Source organism: Enterococcus sp. AZ103 (assembly GCF_051714685.1).
GTDB classification, from domain to species: Bacteria; Bacillota; Bacilli; order Lactobacillales; family Enterococcaceae; genus Enterococcus_A; species Enterococcus_A alishanensis.
Genome location: NZ_JBIOSI010000001.1, coordinates 1,816,773 through 1,842,354 on the forward strand (window position 1 = coordinate 1,816,773; position 25,582 = coordinate 1,842,354).

A 25,582-nucleotide genomic window follows, 5' to 3' on the forward strand; every position below is an offset into this window, starting at 1 on the left:
TAATTTTAAATTTTTAACAGTAATATATAATTAAGAAACTTTCAGAAAGGATGATTGGGTGAAAAATCCTTGGCGCTTCTTTTTATTGATAGAAGCATTATTAGCGATTCTTCTACTTTGGCAATTAGCATCAAATACCGCTGTTTTAGTGATGTTTATTTTTGGTGTTTTAAATATTTATTGGGCTTTAAGAAAAAATCGCAAGCGACGATTCCAACTAATTTTGGGATCGGTTATTTTAGCTTTATGTTTAGTCAATTCACCAGCTACTTGGGCAATGTTGATATTTGGTGTATCTTTTATTTTCTTAAAAGGGGCAGAAATTGCTGGTGTTAATTTTTCTAGTTATTTTTCAAAAAATAAAAAAGCCATCATAATGGTTGAAGCTGTTGAGCCCACCGGTCATCATGGAGAAAAGAAGAAACAAAATTGGATGGGCAGCGAAAGAATCGGCAATGAAATATTTGAATGGGATGATATTAACCTGTCCGTATTTGCTGGTGATACCATTATTGATTTAGGAAATACATTATTACCAAAAGAAGACAATGTAGTTCTGATTCGAAAAGGCTTTGGGCGAACACGTATCATAGTGCCAGATGGAGTCGGAATTATGTTAGAACATGCAAGTATTTACGGAAAAATTGAATTTGATCACGAGGAAACATTACTTAAGAATGAATCGATTAAAATTTATAGTGAAGACTATGATCAAACACCTCGTCGCTTAAAATTAGTCACCAACACATTATTTGGAGATGTTGAGGTGATACGTGCATGACAGGAAAATATGGTAAGCTACAACTTGCCTTTTATTCTGGGTTAACGACTTTTTTGATTATTATTACGACTCTTTTTCTATATATGTATGCAATTGGTCGTAAGCAACTATTTGCCCAATTGTTTTCAGCTAGAATTTTCTATTTACCTATTTTCTTTCACCTAATAGTTATTTCGCTGACAGCAGGAATTGTAGTGTACGGGATTATTACTTTTATCCAAAAAAGGCAGATTGGTCGCGTTGCAGAAAAACTGGAACGATTAGCATCAGGAGATTATGACCATCCTTTATTAGATCGACAGTTGGGACAAAGTCATGAATTAGAAAATATTAATCAGGATATAAAAACTTTACAAAAAAAATTAGTATCAGTCAGTCGCGAGCTACAGCAATTAAGTAGTCAGCCACAACTATTTGACGGTTTGACAAAAGAAAAAATTTTGGAGGAAGAACGGCATCGTTTGGCCCGAGAATTACACGATTCCGTATCGCAACAGCTTTTTGCAGCGATGATGATGCTGTCTGCACTAAATGAACAAGCGCAAGTTGCTAAGGAATTAGAAATTTACAAAAAGCCGCTAGCGACTGTTGTAGATATTATCAATGCTGCTCAATCTGAAATGCGGGCATTATTGTTACATTTACGACCAGTAAATCTTGAAGGTAAAAGTTTAAAACAAGGTATTGAGCAATTATTGAGAGAATTACAAACGAAGATTTCAATTAAATTAAATTGGAATATTGAAGATTTGAAAGTCACCTCAGGGATTGAAGATCAGATTTTCAGAGTAGTCCAAGAAATTTTGTCTAATACATTACGTCATGCCAAAGCCAGCGAGTTAGAAGTCTATTTGAAAATTGTCGGACCAACTTTAATTTTACGGGTTGTTGATGATGGAGTAGGTTTTGACCCTGAAGACGATCATGCTGGAAGCTATGGATTAAGAAATATTCGTGAACGAATAGCAAGTATTGGTGGTTCTACCAAAATCATAAGTTTTAAAAATCAAGGAACCAGTGTTGAAATAAAAGTACCGATTGTGAAGGAGGCAGAAGATGATACGAGTGTTGTTAGTGGATGATCATGAGATGGTGCGCTTAGGAGTGTCTTCATACTTATCGATTCAAAATGATATTGAAGTTGTTGGTGAAGCTGAAAATGGGGAAGATGGCTATCTTAAAGCCATGGATTTGAGACCTGATGTAATTTTAATGGATTTAGTGATGGAAGTGATGGATGGAATTGAATCCACTAAGAAGATTCTGGCTGATTGGCCAGAAGCCAAGATATTAATTGTGACTAGTTTCATTGATGATGAAAAAGTTTATCCTGCAATTGAAGCTGGCGCATCTGGCTATTTATTAAAAACTTCAACAGCTCATGAAATTGCAGATGCAATCCGAGCAACTTTTCAAGGTGAACGAGTTTTAGAACCAGAAGTGACAACTAAAATGATGGAACAAATGTCCAATCGCAATCGACGCTTCTTACATCAAGAATTAACGAATCGCGAAGAAGAAATTCTAATGCTCATTTCTCAAGGGATGAGCAATCAAGAAATTGCAGATGAATTGTTCATTACTCTCAAGACGGTTAAAACCCACGTTTCAAATATTTTAGCAAAGTTAGAAGTCGAAGATCGAACACAAGCAGCCATTTATGCTTTTAAACATGGGTTGATAAAATAGAGAGTTCTCTATTTTATCGACTCTTTCTTTTTGTTATACTAAAAAGATGAATTGAATGTATAAATTAATTCCTCCTCTTTAGTTCATTTATGACTGAATTACAGAGATTTAAAGAAAGGAAATAAATCATGAAACGTAGTTTTGCAATTGTAGGTTTGGGCCGTTTTGGTGGCAGTATTTGTCGGACCTTGGTAGAATCAGGGCAAGAAGTCCTAGCTATTGATAACAATGAAGATCGAGTAAATGAATATATGAACATTGCTACACACGCTGTTGTAGCTAATGCACAGGATGAAATGACTTTGCGATCGTTAGGTATTCGCAATTTTGATTATGTCATTGTGGCGATTGGTGAAGATATTCAAGCAAGTATCTTAGTTACTTTGATGGTTAAAGAAATGGGTGTACCAACAGTTTTAGCAAAAGCACAGAACGAATACCATGCGCGAGTCTTAGAAAAAATTGGTGCGGATCGGGTCGTCCATCCAGAAAGAGATATGGGGAATCGAATTGCCCATAATTTGGTATCTCGAAATATTTTGGATTATTTAGAGTTGTCAGATGAATATTCTTTGGCTGAGATCGTGGTAACCAATCGTAAATTCTATGGGAAAACCATCCAGGAATTGGATTTTCGCCAACGCTTTGATTTAAATATAGTTGCAATTAGACGAGTTGGAAAGAAAGAGCCGATTGTTACACCAACAGCTGATGAAGTTGTTTTACAAGACGATCATCTTGTTGTAATAGGTAAGGACGTTAGCATTGATTATTTAGATGAAAAAATGAATGGATAGGAGTTCTTACAAATGAAATTAACAATTACACCGAAAGCTTTAAATTGGTTCAAATCAGAAATTGAAGTAGCAGATGGTCAAGGTATTAGATTTTTTGGTAAAGTATACGGTAGTACACAAGTTCATGAAGGTTTTTCAGTTGGAATGTCTGTGGACACATCAGAAAATATTTTAGCTGAGACAACAGAAGATGGATTACTATTTTTTGCCGATGAAGCAGATGAATGGTTTTTTAAAGGCTATGACTTAGTAGTTGACTATGATGAAAAATTAGATGAACCGAAATATGAGTTCAACGAAGCATAAAGGGTGAGAACATGATATCAGTAATTATTCCTTGTTTTAATGAAGAGGAAGCGATTCCTCTTTTTTTTGCGGAGATGGAAAAAATAAAATCACAAACAGGTCATTCGATTGAGTATATATTTGTCAATGATGGCTCTAAGGATCATACGCTTTTAGTTATGCGTAATTTGGCCCGCAAATATGAGTATGTTCGCTATCTGTCTTTTTCTAGAAATTTTGGGAAAGAGGCTGCTTTATATGCCGGCTTACAAAATGCGCAGGGTGATTTAGTGACTGTGATGGATGTGGATTTACAAGATCCTCCTGAATTATTGCCTGAAATGGTGAAAATGATTGAATCATCTGATATAGATTGTGTTGGTACTCGGAGAGGTGATCGAAGTGGAGAACCGCCGATTCGCAGTTTTTTTGCTAAGAAGTTTTATCAGCTGATTAATAAAATAAGCGATACTGAAATGGTCGATGGTGCTAGAGACTATCGCTTAATGACACGGCAGATGGTAACTGCTGTTTTAGAATTAACTGAATACAATCGTTTTTCTAAAGGCTTATTTAGCTGGGTGGGTTTCAAAACGGAATATCTGTCATTTGAAAATAGAGAACGCTCGGCTGGGGAAACTACTTGGTCTTTTTGGAAATTATTTAACTATTCAATTGATGGCATTGTCAATTTTTCAGATGCTCCTTTAAACATTGCTTCATTTGTGGGTGCATTTTCCTGCTTTGTTTCAATTATCGCGATGATTTTTATTGTAGTAAGAGCAGTTTTATACGGTGATCCGACTGCAGGATGGCCTTCGATGGTGTCAATCTTTTTATTTATTGGTGGCTTACAATTGCTTTGCTTGGGAATTATCGGCAAGTATATCGGGAAAATATTTTTGGAAACAAAAAAACGCCCCGTCTATATCGTAAAGGAAACAGAAAAAGACTTAAATTAATTGGATATTTCGTGAAATAAATAATGAGTAAAGCACTTATACTCGTCAGAGTGTGTACCTATTACTTAGTCGTTGCCGTTTTGTTTGAGCTATCAAGTTTATATTTTATACAAACATTTTTCTATCCAATGTAACAGTAGAAATTATTGAGTTAATATTCAAGTAACTAGTACAACTGGACTAATTAGGTTCGGTTGTTTTTTTGCTTTTTAAACTATTATTAAAGTTTTTCTGACCTGTCATTATTGGCTTAAGATATGTTATAGTATAACCTGATTTAATTGCAAAATTTATAAATTGATTTGGAGTTTTAGACTGAGATGATAGAAAAAAAAGTTCGGAAATATCCTTTTATAACAATATTAATTGCCAGCTTATTTATGGTGTTACAGCGAGTTTTGACTTCGGCTACGGTCATTCCGAGTTTTAGTGGAAATCCTGATCGCTTTTATCTTTATCAAACAATTTATTGTATCTTTTTTATTGGTTTAAATTTAATCCCACTTTATTTTGGCTACTATCAGAAAAAAATCCGTAAAACTTCTTTGGTTCATCGATTAAGTCGTTATTTATTGCTTTATATAGTAATGGCTTTATCCTCAAATTTATTTTTCATGGCGTTAAGAGGGTCATTTGACATTAAAAACTATTGGATGATTTTATTTCCCATTAGTCAAAATTATTTTCAATACGCTGTAGCGTGTGTCTTATTATTGCTGGCCTTACCTTACTTAGTTGATTATTTAGATAAAATAAACGAAACGTTATTCAAACGCGGGATGATCGTTGCGACAATTGCCTTGATTGGTCTACCTACTTTATTTAGTAATGATTTATGGAACTTTGGTCTTCGCGGTGAAAATATTTTATGGTTACTTTATCTCGTTATTTTAGGCTATACGTTTCAACGCTTTGATATAATTAAAAAAATAAATCATCCGAAACGTCATTTGTTTTTTAGCTTGGCTGCGATGATTGGTTCTGTTTTTCTGATGGCACAAGTCTCCTTGGCGGTCCATAATGACGGCTCAAGTGCTACGAGATTTGTGGTACCTTATTCCATTTTTGCGATGTATTATACTATAAGTTTATTTGTTAATTTAGAGAAATGGCAAAATAAATCTCAGCATTTTTTTGTTTCTGGGAGATTATTGGCTACGTTCCTGATTGCAATACAAGTTGTTATCAATTGGCGTTTAACTACTTTTAGCGTGGCGACTTATTATCGTGATGCAATGCCTCATTTAAAAATGATGTGGGTTTGGGCTATTTGTTTGTTTACTTTGATGTATTTAACAGCTGTCTTAGTTTTTACTATAGCTGGTTATTACTTACAAGGAACACGCCCATTTATATTTTTAGAACAAAAGTTAAGCTTTAGTTCTTTGGCACAGCTAAAAGCCAAAGCTGAAAAATTGATTCATTGGATCGGCGGAAAAAAACGTTTACTATATGTGGTTGGCTTCTTTTATTTGTTTACGATTGGTCAGATGTTTTTACTATCTGGTAACCAGATTGCTGTAAGTGTTTCTAATACTGTCAACGCCTATTTTTATATTCTTTTTCATCGGCAATCAGCAATCCTTTTAAATGTACTTGTTATTGTCCTTTTCTTCTTATTACTTTTTTACGTGACCAATCGTTATTGGTATTCGTTTATTTTTACAATTTTAGCCGATTTGCTAATTACCATTTCTAATTTTCTTAAAATGTCTTTAAGAGAAGAGCCGATTTTACCTTCTGACATGACGATGATTAGTGGCATGAATGAAATTTTAAATTATGTCAATCCGGTTATTATAGTAGCGGCTATAATAATATTAATTGCTTTTGCCTATTCAGCAATCCGCTTAGAACGGCGAGCTAAAAAGATGTACCGCATTAAATTCGGTTGGAAAAATAAACTTATAAAAATAGGTTTGATTTTATTATTCTTTGGCAGTCTTGGTTTTGTAAATCACAAAGATTCACCGTCGTATTTATTATTTAATTTTTTCAGAATTAATCGTTACTTTTATAATCAAAAATTAGGAGCCCAAATTAACGGTCCGATTCTTCAATTTTTAAATAATGTTGATACGACCGTCATGGATGAACCTGAAGGATATTCAAAAGAAAAAATTGAAGAAATTATGGCGAAATACAATGGCGAGGCCAATCAAATTAACCAAGAGCGACAAAATTGGGCGAATAATCAAACAGTTATTTTTAATTTAAGTGAAAGTTTTAGTGATCCGGCAAGAGTGCCAAATATTGAAGTAGATGGTAATCCAATCAAATATATTTTGAATATGAAGAAGAAAACCACCAGCGGTTTGATGCTGTCAAATGGATACGGTGGGGGAACTGCTAATATGGAATGGGCCTCACTGACAAGTTTAGATATTAGTAATTTGTCGCCGACTTTACCGACACCGTATACACAATTAGTTGAAAAACAAAAGAGTGCGCCCAATATTACTAATTTATTTGATGAAAGTGTTGCAATTCATCCTTACGTGGCAACTCTGTATAATCGAATTGGCGTTTATCAAAAATTTGGTTTTGATAAATTTTATTACGAAGGTGCTACTGAAAATAAACTTAAATTCATGGAGACGATCGATAATAGCCCTTACGTTTCCGATGAATCAGCTTATAAAGACACGTTAGAAGTCTTGAATGGTAATCTTTCAACTTCACAATTTATTCAGTTGTCTACCATGCAAAATCATATGCCGTATGAGCAAGATTATTATGAAGCCAATGATTATTCTTTCATTGGGCCAGCTGTGATTGATAGCCGTAAAAATGAGTTAAATACTTATATGCAAGGAATCCATTACACTGATGAAGCAGTCAAAGGATTTATTAAAGCAATTGATCAAATTCAAAAACCAATTACTTTCGTTTTTTATGGCGATCATTTGCCATCGCTTTATAGTGGAAATAATATGGCAACCTACGGTTTAGAACAACACGAAACTGATTTCTTTATTTACAATAACAAATATAGTCGTGAACAAAATAAGAAATTAGCAAATAAAATTGTATCACCGTATAATTTCTCTGCTCTAGCTTTAGAGCAAGCAGGGATAAAAGTGACGCCTTATTATGCTTTGATCACTGAGCTAACTAATCAAGTGTTGCCTTCAACAACAGATCCAGCCGCCAGCGTTTCAAACAACTATAACGGTGAGAAAGTTTTTATTACCAAGAATAATAAAATTTTAGCAGAAAAAGATTTGTCTAAAAAACAACGAGATATTTTAAGGGATTATACCCTGATTGAATATGATTTAACTGCCGGTAATCAATACAGTGCTGCTTGGGCAGAACAAAAAGTTAATCAATAAAAAATGGTTCACTCTCATGAGAGTGAACCATTTTTTAATATCCTTTTTTCAAACTGACTTGGTTTTTAGCTAAACTACCATCCTTAACAAAGCTGGTTAGGTTTGGCAAGAAAATCTGCATTAATTTTGTTTGAAAATGTTTTGTTAAGCCTGAAATGTGAGGAGTAATTAAAAGATTATCTAATTCCCATAAAGGGCTATCTGCTGGCAACGGTTCTGCTTCAAAAACATCTAAAGCGGCAAAAGCAATGGTCTTATTTTGTAGAGTTTCTGTGAGTTCCCGTGTATGAACAGTATCACCACGGCCAACATTTATAAAAATTGCTGAAGGTTTCATTTGACTAAATAAATCGTTGTTAAAGATATGGAAAGTATCATCTGTGCCTGGTAAAATTCCAACCACAATATCCATTGTTTGTATAATTTTCGCAAGATTTTTCATGGAATACGTTTCGATAAAGCCATCCACGGTATGTCCTGTTGTATTAATTCCAAAAGGATTGACTCCTAAACTGACTACTGATTTTGCTAACTTTTCTCCAATATGTCCGGTACCGATCACTAGCATGTTTTTTCCAGATAGTTGATCGTAATGAATATCATCAGTATCCCAAGTGTGAGCAAGCTGATTTTTCTGAGCGGTATTTAAGCCCCGATAATAGGAAAGAATCACTCCAATCACGTGTTCAGAGATTGAAATACTATGAAGACCGCTGGCATTGGTTAAAAGAATACCTTTCTTCTCAAACTCTTTTAGTGGTAAATAGTCTACACCGGCTGAAATAGCTTGAACCCACTTCAACGGTGAATGTGCTAATAGTTGTTGTTCATTCTTTTTATCCCAACCAACCGAGATTTCAACAAATTCTAAGTCTTCATCTATTAAAGTTGTTTTGACACGATATTCAGTTGCATTAGCTTTAATTTTTTCAATAAACTCTGCTCGATAGTTTCCTTGGATAAAAATTATTGGTTTTGTCATTTCACTATCACCTCGAAGAATATTGTACCAGAGAAACATCAAAAAAACTCCTCACAAAATTGTAAGGAGTTAGGCACCAGGTAATTTCACGTTAGGAAAGCCTCTGCTAGCAGTGAAGAAGATAAACATACTAATAATTGTAATCAGTAAGCTATAGTCAAACTGTGGCTGGAAAAATAAAATAATCATCGACAAGACGGTAGGGATTGATGCACAAAAGATAATTGTCTTAAAACAATCTAAGAAACCAACACTTTTAAGACGCATCCGCGCAAAGATCCAAGCAGCAAACGAAATAAACACAATGGTCACAGCTAGGCTAATCAAAGTAGGATAAATACCGGCAACCAGCATCAAAATTGGTAACCAGCCAGGTAAATTGACATTTTGAATGGCTGATTTTAATTTTTGACTAGTTAAACCTTTAAAAGGTTGCTGATTATAAGAAAATTTTAAAACGTTGTCACCTAAAACAGAGGTGCTGATACCACCATAATCTGGTAAAGCCAAAATCGCTTCTTTTTTTAGTAAACCAATACTAAAATAATTTCCCACTAAATCATTTTTGACATCTTTTTCACTACGAGAACCATCAGGATCAAAAGTAAAAATAATTGAGTTTGTTTGGTAAATAAAGCCATCTGCATCATTGTCGGCAGTTTTAATCTCTCCATCACTGATAGTAAAATCAGGAATTCGTTCGACTATCTTTAAGCTGTCGGCTTTGATTTCTTTTAAAACATCGATTGCTTGAAAGACGCTAGGGATTGCCAATAACACACTGAGTACTAGTAAATAAATAATTGCCTTCCAAAAAGGGGTATCTTTAGCACCTTTTAGATCTGAAAAATGAAAAAAACTGCCTTTAATTAATTGACGAAAAGTCATTTTATCGCTCCATTTCTATATTCAATCAATATTGTAGCGAAGTCATAGTTAAATCACAAGCTAAAAAGATAAGATTTATCAAATGGAATTGACCATTTATAATGATTTGAGGTAAGGTACAAAGGAATAAAATAAAAAGGTGAAGAAAATGAAAATTTATCAGAAGTTTAAAACATATTTAGAAGAAAAAAAATTATGGGAAGTATTTATTTATTTGTTTTTCGGTGGATTGGCTACTTTAGTCAATATTGTAACTTTCCAAGTTGCACAACAAGGTTTTGATTTAAGTTGGACCATTTCTAATACTATCTCTTGGGTCTGTTCGGTATTATTTGCATTTGTCACTAATAAGTTATGGGTATTTCATTCAAAAACGGAGAGTTTTACTGCACTGACTTGGGAATTTGCTAAATTTATTTTGGCAAGATTGGTTTCTTTTGCCATGGACATGGCTTGTATGTTTCTATTTATCGATATCTTGTCCACTGGGAATCTGATTGCAAAAATCGTGACCCAAGTAGTAGTAGTAGTAGCAAATTACTTTTTTAGTAAGCTATTTATATTCAAAAAAGTAGAGATTATTGAAGACGAGAAACCGAATTCATCACCGCGTTAAGCATATCTTTTGAAGATATTTGCTAAGTTAGGTACAATAATTATTGTAATGATATTAAAGGAGGAAACTTAACATGGCTTATACTTTACCAGAATTACCTTACGGATACGATGCATTGGAACCTTATATTGATGTAGAAACAATGCATTTACATCATGACAAACACCACAATACTTATGTGACAAACTTAAACGCAGCAATTGAGAAATATCCAGAATTAGGCGAACAATCAATTGAAGATTTGGTTGCAAACTTAAATGAAGTACCTGAAGATATCCGAACTGCTGTACGTAATAATGGTGGTGGACACGTAAACCACAGTTTCTTCTGGAAAATTTTAGCACCAAATGCTGGTGGACAGCCAACTGGTGAAATCAAAGATGCAATTGAAGCTTATGGTGGATTTGAAAAATTAAAAGAAGATTTTAAAGTAGCAGCAACTGGCCGCTTCGGTTCTGGCTGGGCATGGGTTGTAGTAAAAGATGGCAAATTAGCAATCATTTCTACAGCAAACCAAGATTCGCCATTAACAGATGGTTTAGTACCAGTTATTGGTTTAGATGTTTGGGAACATGCTTATTACTTGAAATATAAAAATGTACGTCCAGACTATATCGCAGCTTTCTGGGAATTAGTAAACTGGGATCAAGCAAACAAAAACTTAGCAGCAGCTAAATAATTTATTCATCTTAAAGAGACTGATTTTTAATCGGTCTCTTTTTTTGGTTAAAGTTTGTGATATAATGAATTTTGTCTGGTTTTTCTGTGAGGAAATTTCTTTAAGTTTTATTTATATCAAACAGACGCATTTGATAATTGATTGAATCGTTAGAAAGATTGTGAGAAAATAAACCGACAAATCGTTGGATGAGGTGTATTATGAAGCTTTGGAAAAAAATTGTGGTAACACTGATTTTATTAATAAATGTAGCTGCTGGCGCAGGAACTTATTACTTCGCTAAAGTTACTAGTGATGCTAGTAGCGCAGTCAACAGCATTCGAAAGACAATTGACCGTGATAGTGATAATTCAACTGCGGATATAAATAATAATGAACCATTCTCAATTTTATTGATGGGAACAGATACTGGTGACTTAGGTCGGACAGAACAAGGGCGATCAGACAGTATGATGGTGGTCACATTAAATCCAGAACAGAAAAAATCAACGATAGTTAGTTTAGAACGTGATATTTTAACTGAAATTGTCGGTTATGGCGGGGAAGATAAATTAAACGCAGCTTATGCATACGGCGGAACAAAAATGGCGATGGACACAATTGAAAATTTATTGGACATTCCTTTAGATCATTATGTTGTCATCAATATGAAAGGTCTGAAAGATTTAGTTGATGCTGTTGGCGGAATCACGGTTAATAATAAGTACGATTTTGAATTAGATGGTATCTCATTAACAGCAGGAAAACATACTTTAAATGGTGAGCAAGCTCTAGCCTTTGCTCGTTACCGCTATGAAGATCCTGATGGCGATATTGGTCGACAAAAACGTCAACGCCAAGTTGTAACCAAAATTCTAAGAAAAGTAATGTCGATGGATGGAGTCAGCAATTACCGCAAAATTTTAAAAGCTGTTCAAAAAAATGCTGAAACTGATTTAACTTGGGATGAAATGTTAGATATTGGTACCAACTACTTACCAGCTTTTGAAAATATTGAACAAAAACAATTACAAGGAACCAACCAAATTATTAATGAAATTTATTACCAAATTTTAGGCACCTCTGAATTATTAGATGTTCAAAATACTCTGAAAGAACAACTAGGTATTCAAACATCAGATACATTACCGAATTTAGAAGATTCTGATCAGGCCCAACTATTTAATAATGATGGTGGCACGGCTACAAGTGATACTTATTCAGATTCATACGGTACGGATAATGGTTATGATTCTAGCTATGTTGATCCAAACTACGTTGATCCGAATTATGTGGATCCGAATACACAGTATGATCCGAATTACGGAACCGGCTATTAAAATATTTTAAAAAATATAGTGACCTTCGAAAGTTAGATTTTTAGCTAACTTCCGAAGGTCACTCTTTTTATTTTTTAGTTAATTTCACAACTACTTCACAACGAGCAGTCTGGGGGAACATATCGACAGATTGTAAATAATTCACCTGATATGTTTTAGCCAGTATCACCAAATCTCTTGCTAAGGTTGAAACATTGCAAGATACGTAAACCAATTGTGGACTTGGTTGTTTTACTAAGGCTTGCAATAATTTTTGATCCAATCCAGTTCGTGGCGGATCGACAACAATTGCATCAGGGGCAAAACCTTCTGCTAACCATTTTGGTAATAAATCTTCCGCTGTGCCTACCTCATAACGAGTATTGGTTAAACCTAAGGCGGCAGCATTTTTTTTCGCATCATCAATAGCTTGAGCAATAGTGTCCATCCCACGAACTTCCTTCACTCGGTCTGCTAACGATAATCCAATTGTGCCCACACCACAATACGCGTCGACGACTTTTTGTTGCGGGGTTAGTTCTAGGGCTTTCAAAGCCTCTTGATATAAAACTTTCGTTTGAAAAGGATTTAATTGGAAGAAGGCTCGTGGAGAAAGTTCAAAAGCGACTTGATTAATTTTTTCATCAATTACACTTTTTCCCCATAAATGAATGGTTTCATCTCCCATAATCACAGAAGTTTTTTTGTCTTGAATATTTTGCATGATGGAAACTACTTCTGGTAAACGTTGATTGATTTCGCGAATCAATGGATTAATTTTCGGTAGTTTTTTAGTTTTTGAAATAAAGACAATTTGAACCTCACTAGTTTCAATTCCAATTCGAACCATAATAGTTCGTAAAATTCCCGCGTTTTTCTTTTCATCGTAAATGGGGAAATCATATTTAGTTAATAACTGAGTGACGACATTCATAACTTTTTGAGTTGTTGGCTCTTGGACTAAGCAATCTGTGATTGGCACCAGTTCATGAGACTCTGCTTGATACAATCCAGCTTCAACTTTTTTTAATTGTTGATTATAGCGTAACTGAAATTGTGCCTTGTTACGATAGTGCCAAGGTTCTTCCATGCCAATGGTGTCTTTTAGTAGATAATTTTGATAATTTGCTGGTTTATATTTTTCTAAAGCTTGAGCCAACAAATCTCTTTTATAAATTAATTGCTGTTGATAGGCTAAATGCTGAATTTGGCAGCCACCACATGTTTCGTAAACAGGACAGGGTGGTGTAATTCGATGCTTACTAGCCTCAGTTACTGTGACTAATTTTGCTTCTGCAAAGCGAGGCGTAGCTTTGGTAATTTTGGCAATAACTTTTTCACCAGGTAAGGCACCAGTCACAAAAACAATCATTTTCTTGTAATAAGCGATGCCTTCACCGTTAATTCCCAGTCGTTTTATTTTTAAATTTAAAGTTTGATTTTTCGTTAATTGAACAGCCATAATCTGCTCCTTTCTGGCTATTATTTTAGCATATTTTTCAGAATAAAAATTCTTTTATGTTAAAATGAATCTTTGAATGGGGGATTTGTATGTTAACCATTGTGAAAGTTAGTAAAGGACGAGGAAACTATTATAATATTGAAGTTTCCAACGGAGAAAAAGTTCGCGTATCAGAAGATACATTAATCGATTTTCGTTTGTTAAAGGATCAGGAAATTGATGAAGCGACGTTAACAGAAATAAAAAATGCTAGTCGCCAGGATATTGGTTTTCAATTGGCGCTAAATTACTTAAGTTATCAATTGCGGACCGAAATGGAGATCCGTAAATACTTGAAAGATAATGAGATCCCAAAAGAAGACCGCCATTTAATTGTGCAGCGATTAGTTGAAATGAATTTATTAGACGATGAAAATTTCGCTGAAAGTTATGTTCGGACTCAGATGCGTCTAGGTGATAAAGGACCCAAAATTTTAGCCCAAAAACTGAAACAAAAAGGTATTTCCAATCAATTAGTAGAAACAACACTGGCTAATATTAGTTTATCTGATCAGCAAGATTTAGCCTTACAAGTTGCTAATAAAGCCCTAAAAAAATATCGAGGGAAAAGTAGTCGGGAAACCACGACTAAAATATTTCAATATTTACTACAAAAGGGTTTTAGCGGGGACGTGATTGATTTTGCGATTGCTGAACTTGATTTTAGTGATGTCATAGAACAAGAGTCAGAAGCATTAATCAATCAAGGTGAAAAACTTTGGCGTAGTAATCAGCGGTTTGAATTAAGTAAAAGAAAACAAAAAGTGAAACAAAGCCTATATCAAAAAGGATTTCAATTAGATCAAATTGATACCTTTATTCGAGAAAAAGAGGACGCCGAAACTAGTGAATAAAAATATAGAAAATTGGGATGCCCAAAAAATTGCTAACTTTCAAAAAGATTTTTTGACTTGGTATGATGACAATAAAAGAAATTTACCTTGGCGTTTTAATACTGATCCTTATAGAATTTGGATTTCAGAAATCATGTTGCAGCAAACCCGGGTTGATACGGTAATTGATTATTTTTATCGATTTATGGAAACATTTCCGACGATTGAGGATTTGGCTAATGCACCAGAAGATAAATTATTAAAAATCTGGGAAGGTTTAGGTTATTATTCTCGAGCTAGAAATATTCAAACAGCTGCTAAACAAATTATGACTGAATTTCACGGTGAATTTCCTAAAACGGTAGAGGAAATTGGAGGTTTAAAAGGAATAGGACCTTATACTACCGGTGCAATTGGGAGTATCGCCTTTGATTTATCTGAGCCAGCAGTTGATGGTAATGTGATGCGGGTGGTTAGTCGATTATTTTTAATTGAAGATGATATTGCTAAAGCCAATAGCCGAAAAAATTTTGATGTAGCGATGCGTAAAATTATTAGTCATGAGCATCCAGGAGATTTTAACCAAGCAATGATGGATTTAGGTTCTAGTATTTGTACACCGACAAATCCCGATTGTGATAATTGTCCAATTCAACAATACTGTCTCGCCTATCAAGAAAATCGGCAAACAGAATTTCCAATTAAGTCTAAAAAGGCCAAACCAAAGGATTTATATTTTGTCGCTGGTGCAATCGAAAATGGGCGAGGAGAATTTTTACTTGAAAAAAGAGCTGAGACTGGCTTGTTAGCAAACATGTGGACTTTTCCAATGGAAGAAATTTCGCAAGAAAAATTCGCTCAGTTAAAGATTAATTTCTCTGAAGAACAGTTAGATTTATTTGAGGTAGCGGAAGATACAGCCAATTTTCTAGCTGATTATCCAGTTGTCTGGCAAAAAAAAGTAGTAGGGGAAGTGAAGCATATTTTCACTCATCTGCGGTGGCACATTTTAGTTTTTTACGGAAGAAATACGACAGATGTTTCAGGAACATGGGTAAAACCTAACGATTTTGATGATTTTGTCTTTCCTAAACCCCAGCAAAAAATGGTTGATTTACTAGAAAACGTTTTACTTAGAAAAGATTAGTAGGCAAGCTCTTGATTTATTGCTATAATAATTTCGATGTCGGTGTGATAACACCCAAACAAATGCAAAGGTTTCTTTGCTGAGGGAAGGGTAGCTATGAAGATTCCAAAAGAAGGAGAGTTTATAACCATCAAAAGTTATAAACACGACGGCAGTTTGCATCGAACGTGGCGTGATACCATGGTATTAAAGACAAGTGAGTGTTCAATTATCGGCTTAAATGACCACACGTTAGTGACAGAGTCAGATGGGCGCAGATGGGTCACTCGAGAACCAGCGATTGTTTATTTTCACCAAAAATACTGGTTCAATATTATAGCAATGATCAGAGAGAAGGGCGTATCCTATTATTGTAATCTAGCTTCACCGTATTTATTAGATGAAGAAGCTTTGAAGTACATTGACTATGACTTAGATGTCAAAGTGTTTCCTGATGGGGAAAAACGTCTATTAGACGTTGATGAGTACGAAGCTCATAGTAGACAAATGCATTACTCGAAAGAAATTGATTTTATTTTGAAAGAGAATGTTAAGATTCTTGTCGATTGGATTAATAATGAAAAAGGTCCATTTTCTGACGGCTATATTGATATTTGGTATGACCGCTACCAGCAATTGTCGCGGAAATAAAATTAAAACGTTGAGGCAGATGCCCCAACGTTTTTTTTATATATCTTTTCTCATGTGTATATGGTCAAGGTTTGCATCTAAAAAGATATCTCCATAGCTTTGATAACCACGTTTTTCATAAAAGCCTTCTGCAGTTAACTGGGCACTTAACTCAATCGTGGTGAATTCCTGCTCTTTAGCAAATCTTTCGACTTCATCAATTAACTTTTCTCCTAAATGCTGTCCTCGATAATTTGGTAAAACAGCCATTCTTTGTAATTTTGCAATGGTTTCTTCTAAGGGAAGTAAACGAACAGTCGCAATTGGCTGCCCATCTGCTAAATATAAAACAAAATGGATACTGTAAGCTTCATCTTTATCGACTTCAAAATCCAAAGGAACATTCTGCTCATCTACAAAAACTTCATGACGGATGCGTAAAGCGTCCAAATAAATATCGCTCATCGTATCTCTGGTAATTAAAATTTTCATATTTTTCTTCCTTTCACACTCTGACGCTAAAATAATTTGCGCAACTGTTGTATACTATAAACTAAATTCTAAGAAAGGAGTAGATAAATGTTTGAAAAAGTAAAAAGTTCAAAATTAATGTTTTGGTCCTTAGAAATTTTAATCATTGCTTGTTTGATTTTTATTTCTAGTAAAATTGATTTCATTTTCCAACCGATTGGCACCTTTTTTACTACTTTATTTGCGCCATTACTAATTGCCGGATTTTTATATTATTTATTAAATCCTCTGGTGCATTTGTTAAACCGTTTAGGTTTGAACCGGACCTTATCTGTTGTTTTGATTTTGTTATTGTTGGTAGGTTTGATCGTTTTAATTATTTTAAGCATTATCCCTAGCTTGGTTACGCAGATTATTTCATTAACGTCGAGCATACCTTCATTTATGAATGATATGCAAAATTGGTTGCGAGAAACTGCCGATCAAGCATCAAAATATCCGCTATATAAAGAACTAAAGATTGATCAATACATTAATAATTTAGATGTATCATACGGTACCATTATACAGCAGTTCTTAGAAGGTCTGACTAGCGGTTTGGGATCGGTGATTGGAAAAATTACTTCAATTGTAATTTTGGCGATTACAGTGCCGTTTGTTTTATTTTATATGTTAAAAGATGGTCACCGGTTAGTCCCCAGTATTTCTCGCGTTTTCCCAGAAAATCAACGAGAAAATATCAGTAATCTTTTAGGGGAGTTAAATAAAACTTTGTCTAGCTATATTAGTGGACAAGCCATCGAGTGTTTATTCGTGGCTACTTTTACCTTTTTAGGCTATTTGTTAATTGGTGTGGATTATGCTTTCTTATTTGGTGTAGTTGCTGGCTTAACCAATTTAATTCCCTATCTAGGACCTTATTTAGGCTTAGCACCAGCGCTAGTTTATACGTTCTTCTCAGGTAGCCCGACTACCGCTTTACTATGTATTTTAGTAGTATTAGTGGTTCAGCAGGTTGATGGGAATGTGATTTACCCTAATGTTATTGGTAAAACTTTAAATATTCATCCGTTAACAATTATTATTATCTTGTTAGTTGCTGGAAATTTATCTGGTGTTTTGGGTGTATTTTTAGGAGTACCAGTTTACGCGATTTTAAGAACCATCGCTGTCTTTTTTATTCGAATTTTCAAAGAGAGTCGTCAAGAACAAAGAGAACAAGAGTTTTTAAATTAATCGAGATTTAATTGCATAAAAATAAGCGATATGATACGATTTATCTGTGGCCTTGTGCCACTTTTTTTACACTTTATTTTAAGGAGCGAATGCAATTATGAACGCTGACCCCGATAGTCAGTCGATAATCTTGGAGATTGCTTTATTGGTAGTCTTAACCTTGATTAATGGATTTTTAGCTGCGGCTGAAATCGCTGTTGTTTCTGTTAATAAAAACCGTGTAGAGCAAAAAGCCGAAGAAGGCAATAAGAAATCACAAAAATTATTACAGATTATCCGAGACCCTAATAACTTTTTATCTACGATTCAAGTTGGTATTACCTTGGTAAATATCTTATCTGGGGCATCTCTGGCTGAAAGCTTGACGAGATCTTTGACACCTGTTTTAGGAGGCACAGCTGTTGCCCGAACAGTTTCTTATGTGATTGTCATGGTTTTTCTAACTTATGTTTCGATCGTATTTGGAGAACTTTATCCAAAACGAATTGCTATGACTAAGACAGAGGAAGTAGCTCAATTTACTTCAGTTGTAGTAAGAAAATTAGGGATTATCACGAAGCCGTTTGTTTGGTTATTAACTGCTTCAACCAATTTATTGGCGAAAATCACGCCGATGACTTTTGATGATGAAGATACGAAAATGACTCGTGATGAAATGCGCTACATGTTAGAAACAGAGGGCGTCTTAGATTCCGATGAAATTGAAATGCTTCAAGGGGTATTTGACTTAGATACAAAGGTTGCCCGTGAAGTTATGGTTCCACGAACAGATGCATTTATGATTGATATCAATGATCCCGTTGGTGAAAATATTGATGAGATTTTAAATGAAAGCTACTCACGTATCCCTGTTTACGATGATGATCGGGATAAGATAATCGGTGTAATTCATACGAAAACAATTTTAAAGGCAGCCCGTCAAGTTGGTTTTGATAATGTCAACTTACAAAAAATTCTGCAAGAACCATTATTTGTTCCAGAAACAATCTTTATCGATGATTTATTATATGAGTTGAAAAAGACTCAAAATCAAATGTCTATCCTACTTGATGAATATGGTGGCATGGTGGGATTAGTGACTTTAGAAGATCTATTGGAAGAAATCGTTGGTGAAATCGATGATGAGTCTGATGAGGTTGAAAAACTTTACGAAAAAATTGACGAGAATGAATACTTCATTAACGGAAAAATGTTAATCGATGATTTTAACGAAGTTTTCGATACTACTTTACACATGAGCGATGTCGATACGATGGCAGGTTATTTAATTACTGCCTTAGGAACAATTCCTGATGAAGGAGAAAAGTTGTCATTTGATGTTGATAACGTTACTTTGATTTCTGAAGAGATGGAAGGATCACGAATCATGACATTAAAAGCTATTTTTCATCCTGAATTAGCCGAAGTCGAGCCTGAAGAAGATCGTCGTCATTTCAGTAAAGAGTTTGAAGAAGATGAACCAAGAAGATAAAGTAAAAGAAACAAAGTCTCAGACTTTGTTTCTTTTTTTGGGCTTTTACTAAAAAGCTATCATTCAACTTTCCTTAGTTATGTTAATCATGCTATACTAATTGGGTTGAAATTTTAGTCAAATGAATGGAGTAAAAATATATGAACAATCCTAATTTAGTCGAAGAAGTCGATCGTCGTCGTACCTTTGCGATTATTTCCCATCCGGATGCCGGGAAAACGACAATCACGGAACAATTATTATTATTTGGTGGAGCGATTCGCCAAGCTGGAACAGTTAAAGGTAAAAAAACGGGCAATTTTGCCAAATCTGACTGGATGGATATTGAAAAACAACGGGGAATTTCTGTAACCAGTTCGGTAATGCAATTAGATTACGATGGAAAACGAGTAAATATATTAGATACTCCTGGACATGAAGATTTCTCTGAAGATACTTATCGGACATTGATGGCTGTCGATAGTGCCGTGATGGTAATCGATAGCGCTAAAGGGATAGAAGCCCAAACTAAAAAATTATTCCAAGTTGTTAAGCGGCGTGGTATTCCAATTTTTACCTTTATTAATAAATTAGACCGAGATGGTCGGGAACCTTTAGAATTATTGGAAGAATTAGAAGAATTATTACAAATTGAGTCTTATCCTATGAATTGGCCAATTGGTATGGGAAAAGGTTTAGAAGGCTTGTATGATATCTACAATGAACGAATTGAATTCTACCGTCCTGAACGTTATGAAGGAGAAAAATATGTTACTTTAACTGATGGAGAAATTGCTGGCGATCATCCACTAAAAGAGCAATCAATCTATGAAGATGTCTTAGGTGAAGTAGAATTAGTCAAAGAAGCTGGTGATCAGTTCGATCCAGAAAAAATTGCAAAAGGTGATCAAACGCCCGTTTTCTTTGGCTCAGCTTTAACCAATTTCGGTGTTCAGACATTTTTAGAAACTTTTGTTACTTTAGCTCCTAAACCATATGCCCATAAAACAGAAGACGGAGAAGCTGTTTCTCCTTATGAAGAAGAACTTTCAGGTTTTGTTTTTAAAATTCAAGCGAATATGAATCCGAATCATCGTGACCGGATTGCTTTTGTCCGAATTTGCTCAGGGACTTTTGAACGAGGCATGGATGTCACGTTAAATCGGACTGGGAAAAAAATGAAATTAAGTAATGTGACACAATTTATGGCAGATGCTCGGGAAAATGTTGAGGAAGCTGTAGCAGGTGATATTATTGGTGTCTATGATACAGGTAATTATCAAATAGGTGATACCATTTATGAGGGTAAGTTGAAAGTTCAGTATGAAGAATTACCTTCTTTTACGCCAGAATTATTTATGAAAGTTACCGCAAAAAATGTTATGAAACAAAAATCATTTCATAAAGGTATTTATCAGCTGGTGCAAGAAGGTGCCATTCAGTTGTATAAGACTTATTTGACGGATGAGTATATCATTGGTGCTGTTGGACAATTGCAGTTTGAAGTTTTTCAGCATCGGATGTTAAATGAGTACAATGCTGAAGTTGTGATGACGCCGATGGGACATAAAATTGCCCGTTGGATTGATCCAGAGCAGCTAGACGAACGAATGAGTTCTAGTCGAAACATCTTAGCTAAAGATCGTTTTGATCAGCCACTGTTTTTATTCGAGAATCAATTTGCGATGCGTTGGTTTTCAGATAAGTACCCTGAGGTTGAATTGAAGAGTCTAATGTAATAAAATAAAAAATTATCAGTAAGTTTAAAGCTTTACTGGTAATTTTTTTATTCTTGGTAAAACAAGGAGGAAGCAATGAAGAGAAAAATAACGATCATGTTTATTTTCTTATTTTTTAGCATGATTTATGTGGCACCTTTGTTTATTAGATCTGGTCTGGTTCATTATAATAATCAAGACGCATATTTTCATTTAGCACGAATTGATGGTTTGGCTACCGTTTGGAAAAGTCCCATCAATTTTATTAGTTTTCACCAAATTGGCTCAGATGTAAATCAGTTTTACCCGTGGCTACTGATTTACCCCGCTTATATTTTTAAAGTTATCACTGGGAGTACTATTTTAGGATATAAGTTATATATTTTATTGGTGACTTTCTTTACTATGCTGATTGCTTATTATTCCATGAAATCAATCAAAAATAATGGGAAGACAGCTTTAATTTTTAGCCTAATTTATACTTTTTCTAGTTACCGCAGTACTGATTTATTTTATCGAGGCTCGTTAGGTGAATTTTTAGCAATGACTTTTTTGCCGTTAGTATTAGCAGGGGCCTATCAAGTCTATTATGGCGATGAAAAACGGTGGAAGTTGTTAATGATTGGCATGAGCTTATTAGTCTACAGTCATGTATTGTCAGTTTTTATGGTAGGGATATTGTTGTTTTTATTTGCCATTTTTAGCTTTTATTTTTGGGATAAAAAAATTTCACGGCTATTAGGCATTGCAAAAGCTGCTTTAGGAACCGGCTTACTTTCTCTAGGTTTTGTAATCCCGATGCTGCAGCAAAATGCCTGGCAAGAAATTTATTCACCAACTACTAATTTAATTAATGGCATTAACTTGTCGGAATTATTGAAAAATACTATGTTGAATAACATAAATGGTTATAGTATTGGTGCGGTACTTTTTTTTGGAATTTTAATTACCCTTTATAATTATAAAAAATTAACTAAAGTAGACTTAGTAATTTACATAAGTGGGATTATTTTATTTTTATTTGTGTCTAATTTATTTCCTTGGCATTTTATCTCAACGACACTGTTAGTCAGAATTCAATTTGCATGGCGCTTAAGTGCTTTTGCAACATTGTTTCTTGCCTATGGCTTAAGTGTTGGCTTAACACCAAATAAGAAAATTGAGTTGCCATTCTTTATTTCATTAATAGTATTAGTGGTTGGCTTGAATACTTTTTCTGTATACAATATATACAAATCACCGAGTGTGTATAATTTAGCGGCCGAAGCAAGCGATGAGCGGGTTATTTTAACTGATGAAATTTCGGGAATTTGGAAAAATCAAATGTTTTTTGATTATGTCAGTGTGGCTGCTCAAGAAAATAGCAGTTTGGTTATACCTTATGCTTTTGTTTTAAATAAAGAGCAGATTCATCCAGAGGTAAAAAACCATGGAGATTATGTGACGATTAGTTATGATAATCAAGAAGGAGCTGGACAATTAGAAACGCCTTTTTTAAAATACTTAGGTCAACAAGCAACTTTAAATGGAAAAAAAGTCGCTACAGAAATTTCTTCTTTTGGGACAACCGGTCTAGCTATTGTAAAAGGACAAAATGAAATTACGATCCAGTATCATTATACGAATGTTGCCATCTTTTCAGCTTTTATTAGTTTCATGACTCTTATAGGTTTTATCTCGTGGGAAATATTTTTAATTTATCAACGAAAAAAAGATGATGGTCACTAGGCCATCATCTTTTTTGGTTATTCTTCTTTTGTCGCAGTATCTTCTTTAGCCAAACGTTCTGGTTTAGAAGTAATCACGATCCGGTCATCTTTATCAAGTTTTGCTTTTAGTTCATGAATAGTTGGATGATCTAAATAAAACTCGGCAATCCCGTCTTCGATATTTTCTTGTATTGTCCGACGCAATGGACGTGCACCCATTGCAGGATCGTATCCTAATTCAACCAATTTTTCTTTGACATTTTTCGGTACATCAATCGTAATTTTTTGTGGTGCCAACATTGCGTTGACATCATCTAGCATTAAGGAAACAATTTCCATTAGGCCTTCTTTAGATAGAGTACCAAATTCTACAATCGCATCAAAACGGTTTAAGAATTCTGGTGCAAAGAAATTGTTTAATTGTCCTAAGACTGAGCGAGTGACGCCATCTTTAGCAGCACCAAAACCAACATTGGCTTCGATTTTACCAGTTCCGGCATTACTTGTCATAATAATGATTGTATCTTTGAAGCTGACAGTTCGACCTTGAGAGTCAGTCAAACGACCATCATCTAAGATTTGTAAAAACATGTGAAGTACATCTGGATGTGCTTTTTCAATTTCATCTAATAAAATTAAGCTGTATGGATGACGACGTACTTGTTCAGTTAATTGACCGGCTTCTTCGTAGCCAACATAGCCTGGAGGAGAACCGATTAATTTAGAGACACTGTGTTTTTCCATATATTCACTCATGTCAAAGCGAATCATTGATTCATCAGAACCAAACAATTCTTTCGCTAATTGACGAGCTAATTCAGTTTTACCAACCCCGGTTGGTCCAACAAATAGGAATGAACCGATTGGACGATTTTTCTTATTCAAACCGACCCGGTTACGACGAATCGCTTTCGCCACTTTATCAATTGCTTCATCTTGCCCAATGACATGTTTTTTCAAATCATCAGATAAATTTTTCAACTGTAATTGTTCTTTTTCTTTTAGTTCGCCAACTGGAATGCCAGTGCTTTTTTCGATAATTTCCTCCATGTCTTTTTCAGTAATGACAGGAGTTTCTTCATCGGTTAATTGTTTTTCTTTCATTTTTTGTAATTTATCGATTTGGTCACGATAATAAGCAGCCTTTTCAAAATCTTCTTGTTGAGAAGCATATTTCTTTTGTTCTTCAGCTTCAGCTAGTTTTTTATCGATCGTTTTTGGATCAACCAATTGAATAGTTAAATTTTTCTTTGAACCAGTTTCGTCTAACAAATCAATAGCTTTATCTGGTAAAAATCGATCTTGCACGTAGCGATTTGAAAGTTCAGCTGCAGCAACAATTGAATCATCTGTATATTTCACATGATGATAATCTTCATAGCGAGGTTGTAAACCTTTCAAGATTTCAATCGTTTCTTCAACAGAAGGTTCTTCCACTCGAACAGGTTGCATCCGACGTTCTAATGCCGCATCTTTTTCAATAATACGGTATTCATTTAAGGTAGTTGCGCCAACCATTTGTAATTCGCCACGAGCTAAGGCTGGTTTCAAGATATTTCCTGCATCCATATTGCCATCTCCGGCAGCACCAGCGCCAACAATTTCATGAACTTCATCAATAAATAAGATGATATTTTCAGCAGAGCGAATTTCTTCGATTAATTTTTGCATCCGTTCTTCGAATTGTCCGCGAATACCAGTACCTTGAACTAATGAAGCCACATCTAAACGAATGACTTCTTTGTCCATTAGTTTTTGAGGAACGTCACCGTCAACAATTTTTTGTGCTAAACCTTCAACTACAGCTGTTTTACCAACCCCAGGTTCACCAATTAAAACTGGATTATTTTTTGTCCGTCGATTTAAAATTTCAATCACACGTTGAATTTCATCATCACGTCCTACAACAGGATCGATGTTTCCTTCACGTGCTTGTTTTGTAATGTTAATACCATATTCATCTAGTAGTCCACCGCCGCCATTACGAGGGGGTTGATTGTTCAATCCATTTCCGCCACCAAATTGTGTTGGTGGTGTTTGATCAGGTTGACCTTGTCTACCTTGGTTCATTTGGTTAGACATATTACGGAATAAATCATCTAAACTACCAAATCCAAAAGGATCATTTTGGGCCATTTGCGGAGCACCTCCACTTGCTTGATTTTTTAATTTTTGATAACAACTTTGGCAATAATCTAGTTGCTTATTTTGTCCATTGACGTTTGCATATAAATGAATTGTTGCCTCGTTTATATGACAGTTTTGGCAAAGCATCGCATTCACCCTTTCAGTATTTTCTTTTATTTTACAACTAGCAAGGGCGTACGTAAAAAGATACGCTGTAAAAGTTGCGGCCATAAGTTTGACTTTCACTGACCTTGAGTTTATTATACTGACTTTAAATTTAAAATCAAGGGTTTTGCTCAAAAAATTAGCACTTGAATCAAAAGAGTGCTAAATAGCATATTTAAAATTTTTATGAATGATTAAAAAGAAACAATAATTATTTTTTTGCCGCAAGCCGAAAAGAAAGGGGATACATTAATTTGAATTTATTTAATTAAAATTGTTGTATCAAAATTCAAAAAATGGTAAT

22 protein-coding genes are annotated in these 25,582 nt (G+C 34.6%); 17 read left to right on the plus strand and 5 right to left on the minus strand.

The features are described from left to right. Window positions 1-58: 58 nt before the first annotated feature. The 7 genes from liaF (at window position 59) to ID741_RS09130 (ending at window position 7,849) form a co-directional block, all read left to right on the plus strand. Entirely contained in the window at window positions 59-781 is a 723-nt protein-coding gene (liaF, locus tag ID741_RS09100; protein WP_218324934.1) for a cell wall-active antibiotics response protein LiaF, read from the plus strand. Then, window positions 778-1,863, plus strand: a complete 1,086-nt coding sequence (locus tag ID741_RS09105) for a histidine kinase (protein WP_438719777.1) — start codon at window positions 778-780, stop codon at window positions 1,861-1,863. Before liaF ends, ID741_RS09105 begins: the two co-directional genes overlap by 4 nt. Next, the gene (locus ID741_RS09110) at window positions 1,838-2,470 is read left to right on the plus strand and encodes a response regulator (RefSeq protein ID WP_438719778.1); all 633 of its coding nucleotides are present in this window, start codon (window positions 1,838-1,840) and stop codon (window positions 2,468-2,470) included. The genes ID741_RS09105 and ID741_RS09110 overlap by 26 nt, the downstream gene beginning before the upstream one ends. A 128-nt stretch (window positions 2,471-2,598) precedes the next feature. Further along, on the plus strand, window positions 2,599-3,267 hold the full coding sequence (locus ID741_RS09115) for a potassium channel family protein (protein WP_218324937.1): 669 nt from the start codon (window positions 2,599-2,601) through the stop codon (window positions 3,265-3,267). Between the two features lie 12 nt (window positions 3,268-3,279). Next, window positions 3,280-3,573 carry a HesB/YadR/YfhF family protein gene (locus ID741_RS09120; RefSeq protein ID WP_438719779.1) on the plus strand — a complete coding sequence of 98 codons (294 nt, stop codon included), beginning with the start codon at window positions 3,280-3,282 and terminating at the stop codon, window positions 3,571-3,573. Between the two features lie 11 nt (window positions 3,574-3,584). Then, window positions 3,585-4,514: a glycosyltransferase family 2 protein gene (locus ID741_RS09125; RefSeq protein ID WP_218324939.1), complete on the plus strand. Its 930-nt coding sequence runs from the start codon at window positions 3,585-3,587 to the stop codon at window positions 4,512-4,514. A 320-nt stretch (window positions 4,515-4,834) separates the two neighbouring features. Beyond that, the gene (locus ID741_RS09130; protein WP_218324940.1) at window positions 4,835-7,849 is read left to right on the plus strand and encodes an LTA synthase family protein; all 3,015 of its coding nucleotides are present in this window, start codon (window positions 4,835-4,837) and stop codon (window positions 7,847-7,849) included. A gap of 34 nt (window positions 7,850-7,883) precedes the next feature. On the opposite strand, the gene ID741_RS09135 is transcribed toward ID741_RS09130, so the two are convergent. Both ID741_RS09135 and ID741_RS09140 read right to left on the minus strand, forming a co-directional pair. Then, window positions 7,884-8,831 carry a phosphoglycerate dehydrogenase gene (locus ID741_RS09135; protein WP_438719780.1) on the minus strand — a complete coding sequence of 316 codons (948 nt, stop codon included), beginning with the start codon at window positions 8,829-8,831 and terminating at the stop codon, window positions 7,884-7,886. A gap of 69 nt (window positions 8,832-8,900) precedes the next feature. Continuing rightward, a complete protein-coding gene (locus ID741_RS09140; RefSeq protein WP_438719781.1) occupies window positions 8,901-9,719 on the minus strand; it encodes a DUF1189 domain-containing protein in 819 nt (272 codons plus the stop codon). A gap of 148 nt (window positions 9,720-9,867) precedes the next feature. Here ID741_RS09140 and ID741_RS09145 point away from each other — a divergent pair, with 148 nt between their 5' ends. The 3 genes from ID741_RS09145 (at window position 9,868) to ID741_RS09155 (ending at window position 12,333) form a co-directional block, all read left to right on the plus strand. Continuing rightward, the gene (locus tag ID741_RS09145; protein ID WP_438719782.1) at window positions 9,868-10,335 is read left to right on the plus strand and encodes a GtrA family protein; all 468 of its coding nucleotides are present in this window, start codon (window positions 9,868-9,870) and stop codon (window positions 10,333-10,335) included. A 73-nt stretch (window positions 10,336-10,408) separates the two neighbouring features. Continuing rightward, window positions 10,409-11,014 carry a superoxide dismutase gene (locus ID741_RS09150; RefSeq protein WP_438719783.1) on the plus strand — a complete coding sequence of 202 codons (606 nt, stop codon included), beginning with the start codon at window positions 10,409-10,411 and terminating at the stop codon, window positions 11,012-11,014. Window positions 11,015-11,214: 200 nt separating this feature from the next. Then, window positions 11,215-12,333, plus strand: a complete 1,119-nt coding sequence (locus tag ID741_RS09155; RefSeq protein ID WP_438719784.1) for an LCP family glycopolymer transferase — start codon at window positions 11,215-11,217, stop codon at window positions 12,331-12,333. A gap of 67 nt (window positions 12,334-12,400) precedes the next feature. On the opposite strand, the gene rlmD is transcribed toward ID741_RS09155, so the two are convergent. Continuing rightward, complete coding sequence (gene rlmD / locus ID741_RS09160; protein WP_438719785.1) at window positions 12,401-13,774, minus strand: 23S rRNA (uracil(1939)-C(5))-methyltransferase RlmD; 1,374 nt, start codon at window positions 13,772-13,774, stop codon at window positions 12,401-12,403. Window positions 13,775-13,863: 89 nt separating this feature from the next. On the opposite strand from rlmD, the gene recX reads away from it, so the two are divergent. From recX to ntdP, 3 genes are all read left to right on the plus strand, one after another. Further along, window positions 13,864-14,667, plus strand: a complete 804-nt coding sequence (gene recX, locus ID741_RS09165; RefSeq protein WP_438719786.1) for a recombination regulator RecX — start codon at window positions 13,864-13,866, stop codon at window positions 14,665-14,667. Further along, window positions 14,660-15,793, plus strand: a complete 1,134-nt coding sequence (gene mutY, locus ID741_RS09170; RefSeq protein WP_438719787.1) for an A/G-specific adenine glycosylase — start codon at window positions 14,660-14,662, stop codon at window positions 15,791-15,793. Before recX ends, mutY begins: the two co-directional genes overlap by 8 nt. 96 nt (window positions 15,794-15,889) lie before the next feature. Further along, window positions 15,890-16,423, plus strand: coding sequence for a nucleoside tri-diphosphate phosphatase (gene ntdP, locus ID741_RS09175; RefSeq protein WP_218324949.1), 534 nt, complete (start codon window positions 15,890-15,892; stop codon window positions 16,421-16,423). A gap of 36 nt (window positions 16,424-16,459) precedes the next feature. Here the strand turns inward: ntdP and ID741_RS09180 are convergent, their stop codons facing one another. After that, window positions 16,460-16,894 (minus strand): GNAT family N-acetyltransferase, encoded by a 435-nt coding sequence (locus ID741_RS09180; RefSeq protein ID WP_218324950.1) that lies wholly within the window; start codon window positions 16,892-16,894, stop codon window positions 16,460-16,462. Window positions 16,895-16,981: 87 nt separating this feature from the next. Between ID741_RS09180 and ID741_RS09185 the strand changes: the two genes are divergently transcribed. The 4 genes from ID741_RS09185 to ID741_RS09200 all read left to right on the plus strand — a co-directional run bounded on the left by ID741_RS09185 (window position 16,982) and on the right by ID741_RS09200 (window position 23,005). Next, on the plus strand, window positions 16,982-18,109 hold the full coding sequence (locus ID741_RS09185; protein ID WP_438719788.1) for an AI-2E family transporter: 1,128 nt from the start codon (window positions 16,982-16,984) through the stop codon (window positions 18,107-18,109). A 97-nt stretch (window positions 18,110-18,206) separates the two neighbouring features. After that, entirely contained in the window at window positions 18,207-19,580 is a 1,374-nt protein-coding gene (locus tag ID741_RS09190) for a hemolysin family protein (RefSeq protein ID WP_438719789.1), read from the plus strand. Between the two features lie 140 nt (window positions 19,581-19,720). Further along, complete coding sequence (locus tag ID741_RS09195) at window positions 19,721-21,298, plus strand: peptide chain release factor 3 (RefSeq protein ID WP_438719790.1); 1,578 nt, start codon at window positions 19,721-19,723, stop codon at window positions 21,296-21,298. Between the two features lie 75 nt (window positions 21,299-21,373). Further along, a complete protein-coding gene (locus tag ID741_RS09200) occupies window positions 21,374-23,005 on the plus strand; it encodes a hypothetical protein (protein ID WP_438719791.1) in 1,632 nt (543 codons plus the stop codon). Window positions 23,006-23,022: 17 nt separating this feature from the next. Here the strand turns inward: ID741_RS09200 and ID741_RS09205 are convergent, their stop codons facing one another. Further along, the gene (locus ID741_RS09205; protein ID WP_438720460.1) at window positions 23,023-25,260 is read right to left on the minus strand and encodes an AAA family ATPase; all 2,238 of its coding nucleotides are present in this window, start codon (window positions 25,258-25,260) and stop codon (window positions 23,023-23,025) included. Between the last annotated feature and the right edge of the window lie 322 nt (window positions 25,261-25,582).